Here is a 4921-nt window from a genome sequence, read left to right as displayed (position 1 = left end):
ACCCCCGCCCGGCCCGGACCATCTCCGGCCGCCCACCGCCGCCCGCAGGAAGATCGCGGTGGAGGGTGGTTAGCATGGCTGAGTTGACGCCAATCACGGACGGGGGCCTGCACGACCATGGGACATGGTGCCTCGCGGCTCCGACGGCTCGTCCACGAAGTCGCCAAGTTCGGCGCGGTGGGCGGTGCCGGGGTGCTCGTCAACCTCCTCGTGTTCAACCTGGTGCGGCACGTCACCGACCTCCAGGTGGTGCGCGCGAGCGTCATCGCGACCGTCGTGGCGATCGTCTTCAACTACGTCGGCTTCCGCTACTTCACCTACCGCGACCGCGACAAGAGCCGCCGTACGCGGGAAATGACCCTGTTCCTGCTGTTCAGCGCGATCGGGCTGGTCATCGAGAACGGCATCCTGTACGCGGCCACGTACGGCTTCGGCTGGGACACCCCGCTGCAGAACAACATCTTCAAGTTCCTCGGCATCGGCGTCGCCACGCTGTTCCGCTTCTGGTCGTACCGCAGCTGGGTCTTCCGCGCCCTTCCCGCCCGTGAGGCGGTGGCGGACGCGGAATCGATCCTGAAGGGCGAGCGGGCCAAGCGGTCGCGGGCGTCCGGGCAGCGGGTGCCGTAGGGCCGTTTCCCGCTTTCCCGCCGCGTTTCCCGCCGCGCGCGTCAGCGGATCATCGGCTCGTCCTCGTCGCCGAGGGACTTCCGGACGGGCGTGCGGGACAGGAACAGGCCGAAGACCGGGGGGCTGGTCTGGAGCATCTCCAGACGCCCGCCGTCGGCTTCCGCCAGGTCGCGGGCCACGGCCAGGCCGATGCCCGTGGAGTTGCGGCCGCTGATGGCCCGCTCGAAGATGCGGGCGCCGAGATCGGCGGGGACCCCGGGGCCCTCGTCCGTGACCTCGATGACGGCCTGGTTGCCGGTGACGCGGGTGCGCAGCGCCACCGTGCCGCCACCGTGCATCAGGGAGTTCTCGATCAGCGCGGCCAGCACCTGCGCGACCGCTCCCGGTGTGCCGACGGCCTCGAGGTGCCGCTTGCCCGAGCTGACGATGGCCCGGCCCGCGCTGCGGTAGGCGGGGCGCCACTCGGCGAGCTGCTGCTGGATGACCTCGTCGAGGTCGAAGGTGACGGCGGAGCCGGTGCGCGGATCGCGGGAGTTCGTCAGCAGCCGCTCGACGACGTCCGTGAGCCGCTCGACCTGGGTCAGCGCGATCGTCGCCTCTTCCTTCACCGTGTCCGGGTCGTCGGTGAGGGTGATCTCCTCCAGCCGCATGGACAGCGCGGTGAGCGGCGTCCGCAGCTGGTGGGAGGCGTCCGCGGCCAGCCGCCGCTCGGCGGTGAGCATGCGCGCGATGCGCTCGGCCGAGCCGTCCAGCACGTCCGCGACCCGGTCCAGCTCGGGCACGCCGTACCGCTTGTGGCGCGGGCGCGGATCGCCCGAGCCGAGCCGCTCGGCCGTCTCCGCGAGGTCGGTCAGCGGCGACGCCAGCCGGTTCGCCTGGCGGACGGCCAGCAGCACCGCGGCCACCACGGCGAGCAGCGCCACGAGCGCGATGATGAGCAGGGTGCGGCCGACCTCGCGGGTCACCGAGGAGCGCGGCTCCTGGACGGTGACCGTCTCGCCCTCCTCGCCGGGCGCGCTGGCGCTGATCACGTCACCGGACGGCTTGGAGCCGACCTCGATGGGCGCCTCGCCGGGGATCCGGATCACCGCGTAGTAGCGGTTCTGCGTGATCTGGTCGCCCAGCACCTCCGCGTCGACCTGCTGCTCCCCGAAGAGCCGGCTGTCGACGATGCTGGCCAGCCGGACCGCTTCGGACTCCACCCGCTCCTGGGCGCTGTTGCTGATCGTCCTGGTCTCGACGATGACGAGGGAGACGCCGAAGACGGCGATCACGACGAGCACCACGGCGAGCGTGGACTGGATCAGTCGGCGGCGCATGTCCCGTTACCCGTGCCTACCCGTGCCTGTCCCGCGGCTCAGCTCTTCTCGAAACGGAAGCCCACACCGCGCACCGTGGCGATGTACCGGGGGTTGGCCGCGTCGTCGCCGAGCTTCTTGCGCAGCCAGGAGATGTGCATGTCGAGGGTCTTGGTCGACGACCACCAGGTGGTGTCCCAGACCTCGCGCATCAGCTGGTCGCGGGTGACGACCCGGCCCGCGTCGCGCACCAGCACGCGCAGCAGGTCGAACTCCTTGGCGGTGAGCTGGAGCTCCTCCTCGCCCATCCAGGCGCGGTGCGACTCGACGTCGATCCGTACACCGTGGGTGGCGGGCGGCTGCTGCGGCTCGGAAGCGCCGCGGCGCAGCAGGGCGCGGACGCGGGCGAGCAGTTCGGCGAGCCGGAACGGCTTGGTGACATAGTCGTCGGCGCCCGCGTCCAGCCCGACGACCGTGTCCACCTCGTCGGCGCGCGCGGTCAGGATGAGGATCGGGATGCTGTGGCCTTCGCCACGCAGGCGGCGGGCCACCTCCAGACCGTCCATACCGGGCAGACCCAGGTCGAGCACGACCAGGTCGACGCCACCCTGCATTCCGGCGTCGAGCGCGGTGGGTCCGTCCTCACGCACCTCGACCTCGTAGCCCTCCCGGCGCAGAGCACGGGCCAGCGGCTCCGAGATGGACGCGTCGTCCTCGGCGAGCAGTACACGGGTCATGAGGTGATGGTAGACCTGCGAGCCCCTGAGCTGGGGTGTGACCGGAAGCCTTGATTCTTACCCGCGGCAAACCCGCCTCTTACGATCGACGGGTAGGCAGACAGACCTCTGCCTGTGGGGTGTGATCCTGGTAAAGACCTTGGAAATAGGGCTTACGGTTCCCTCGACACCTGTGATCCGTGTCTCAAGTCCTTCCATATACGGCGGTGTCCTGCCGTATGGTGAATCAACGCCTGTAGCACCACGGCGACCTTCGGAGGCTGATTGCCCCTGGAGGTCTCTTTTGTGTGCGGGTTCGTGCGCGGGCCGGCATCACCGGCTCCCCGGACCTGAAACGACCTGTGGCCGGGCCTCGTCGTGCGGATACGCGCGTAGAGGCGTGGATCCCGGTGGCGACCGCCCACCGCTCCGTGACCCGGAGCGGACCCCCGTAGGCGTCGGGCGGACGGCCGTACGAACCGGTGCCGGCAGCTCCCCCCGGGCGCACCCACCGCTGTCAGCGGGGCGCGTCCCGACCAGCAAGGAACGACCATGGCGTCCAGCCTGACGAAGGACTCGGCCCGCCCGGGCATCCCCGGCTCCGAGAAGACCTTCTTCGGCCACCCCCGCGGACTGGCCACTCTGTTCATGACCGAGATGTGGGAGCGGTTCAGCTTCTACGGCATGCGGGCCCTGCTCGTCGTGTACCTGCTCTCCGGCGGGCCCGACGCCAAGAAGGGCAGCGTGGGCGGCGGGCTCGGCATGGACCTCGCCACCACCACGGCGATCTACTCGGTGTACCTGTCGATGGTGTACCTGCTCGCCATGCCGGGCGGCTGGCTCGGCGACCGGGTCTGGGGTCCGCGCAAGACCGTGGCGATCGCGGCCGTCACGATCATGGCCGGTCACCTGGTGCTGGCCCTGCCCGGCGGCCAGGCGCCCTTCTTCGCCGGTCTGGCCCTGGTGGCCCTGGGTTCCGGCCTGCTCAAGGCCAACATCTCCACCATGGTCGGTCACCTCTACGACGGCCCGGACGACCCGCGCCGTGACGGCGGCTTCACGATCTTCTACATGGGCATCAACATGGGTGCCTTCTTCGCACCGCTGATCATCGGCACGGTCGGCCAGCAGGTGAGCTGGCACCTCGGCTTCGGTCTGGCCGCGGTCGGTATGGGCATCGGCCTCGTCGCCTTCCTCGTCGGCACCCGGAACCTGAGCCCGCAGAGCAACGTCGTGCCCAAGCCGCTGGCGGCCGAGGAGCGCGCGTCCTGGCTGCGCAAGGGCCTGCTCTGGCTGGTCGTCGCGGTCGTCTTCTACGGCGTCGTCGGCCTCACCGGCCACTTCACGCTCAACTGGGCGATGATCCCGCTCACGGTGATCGGCCTGATCATCCCGGCCGGCGTGCTGATCCGGATCAAGCGGGACAAGGAGCTCAGCGACGTCGAGCAGTCGAAGATGACCGGCTACATCTGGTTCTTCGTCGCGGCCGCAGCCTTCTGGATGATCTACGACCAGGGCGGTTCCACGGTCCAGGCGTTCGGTGAGACGAAGGCCTCCGGCTCGCTGCTCGGCTTCGACTTCCCGTCGTCCTGGTACCAGTCGCTGAACCCGGTGTTCATCATGGCCCTGGCCCCGGTCTTCGCCTGGTTCTGGCTGTGGCTCAACCGCAAGGGCAAGGAGCCGAGCACGGTCGCCAAGTTCGCCGCGGCGCTGTTCTTCATCGGTGTCTCGTTCTTCTTCTTCCTGCTGCCGATGGGTATGGCCGGCGGTGACACGCTGGTCAGCCCGATGTGGCTGGTGGGCATCTACCTGATCCAGACCGTCGGCGAGCTGTGCCTCTCGCCGGTCGGCCTGTCGGTGACGACGAAGATGGCCCCGGCCAAGTACGCCAGCCAGATGATGGGCGTCTGGTTCCTCGCGGTCACGGCCGGCGACTCGGTGACGGGTCTGCTCTCCAACCCGGCCGTCGGAGGCGTCGACCTGAGCGGCACGGGCGCGGTCGCTGCGGAGGCGGTCCTCGCCGCCCTGGCGGGTGGCGCGGTGTACATGTACCGCAGGAAGGTCAAGGCGCTGATGGGCGACGTCCACTGACCCGCCCCGCCGGACCCTGACGCACGGGCCGCCGCACCTTCGAGGTGCGGCGGCCCTTCTTGTGCCAGGGCTTGCTCTGTCTCACGTCCTCGTCGAGCTCGGCGGTTCGGCGTCCGGGGAGACCCACGGCAGGGCCGGGGGCCGGCGTTCGGCGGGCACGCGCAGACGCAGGCGCGGGCGGCCGCGGGG

The 4921-nt window shown here is 70.0% G+C and carries 4 protein-coding genes; 2 read left to right on the top strand and 2 right to left on the bottom strand.

Annotated features, from left to right (window positions below):
• The first annotated feature begins 117 nt into the window (after positions 1-117).
• Positions 118-627, top strand: coding sequence for a GtrA family protein (locus tag CCL05_RS35655; protein ID WP_086564787.1), 510 nt, complete (start codon positions 118-120; stop codon positions 625-627).
• A gap of 41 nt (positions 628-668) precedes the next feature.
• Here CCL05_RS35655 and CCL05_RS35650 read toward each other — a convergent pair whose 3' ends face one another.
• Together CCL05_RS35650 and CCL05_RS35645 are read right to left on the bottom strand one after the other, a co-directional pair.
• A complete protein-coding gene (locus CCL05_RS35650) occupies positions 669-1946 on the bottom strand; it encodes an ATP-binding protein (protein ID WP_086564786.1) in 1278 nt (425 codons plus the stop codon).
• Positions 1947-1984: 38 nt separating this feature from the next.
• Positions 1985-2662, bottom strand: coding sequence for a response regulator transcription factor (locus CCL05_RS35645; RefSeq protein ID WP_086564785.1), 678 nt, complete (start codon positions 2660-2662; stop codon positions 1985-1987).
• 531 nt (positions 2663-3193) lie between these two features.
• Between CCL05_RS35645 and CCL05_RS35640 the strand changes: the two genes are divergently transcribed.
• A complete protein-coding gene (locus CCL05_RS35640; RefSeq protein ID WP_086564784.1) occupies positions 3194-4732 on the top strand; it encodes a peptide MFS transporter in 1539 nt (512 codons plus the stop codon).
• Positions 4733-4921 lie beyond the last annotated feature (189 nt).

Origin of the sequence: Streptomyces africanus, assembly GCF_002150735.1 — a bacterium.
GTDB lineage: Bacteria > Actinomycetota > Actinomycetes > Streptomycetales > Streptomycetaceae > Streptomyces > Streptomyces africanus.
Note: the sequence above shows the minus strand (reverse complement) of the source record. Positions and strands in the feature narration are given on the sequence as shown.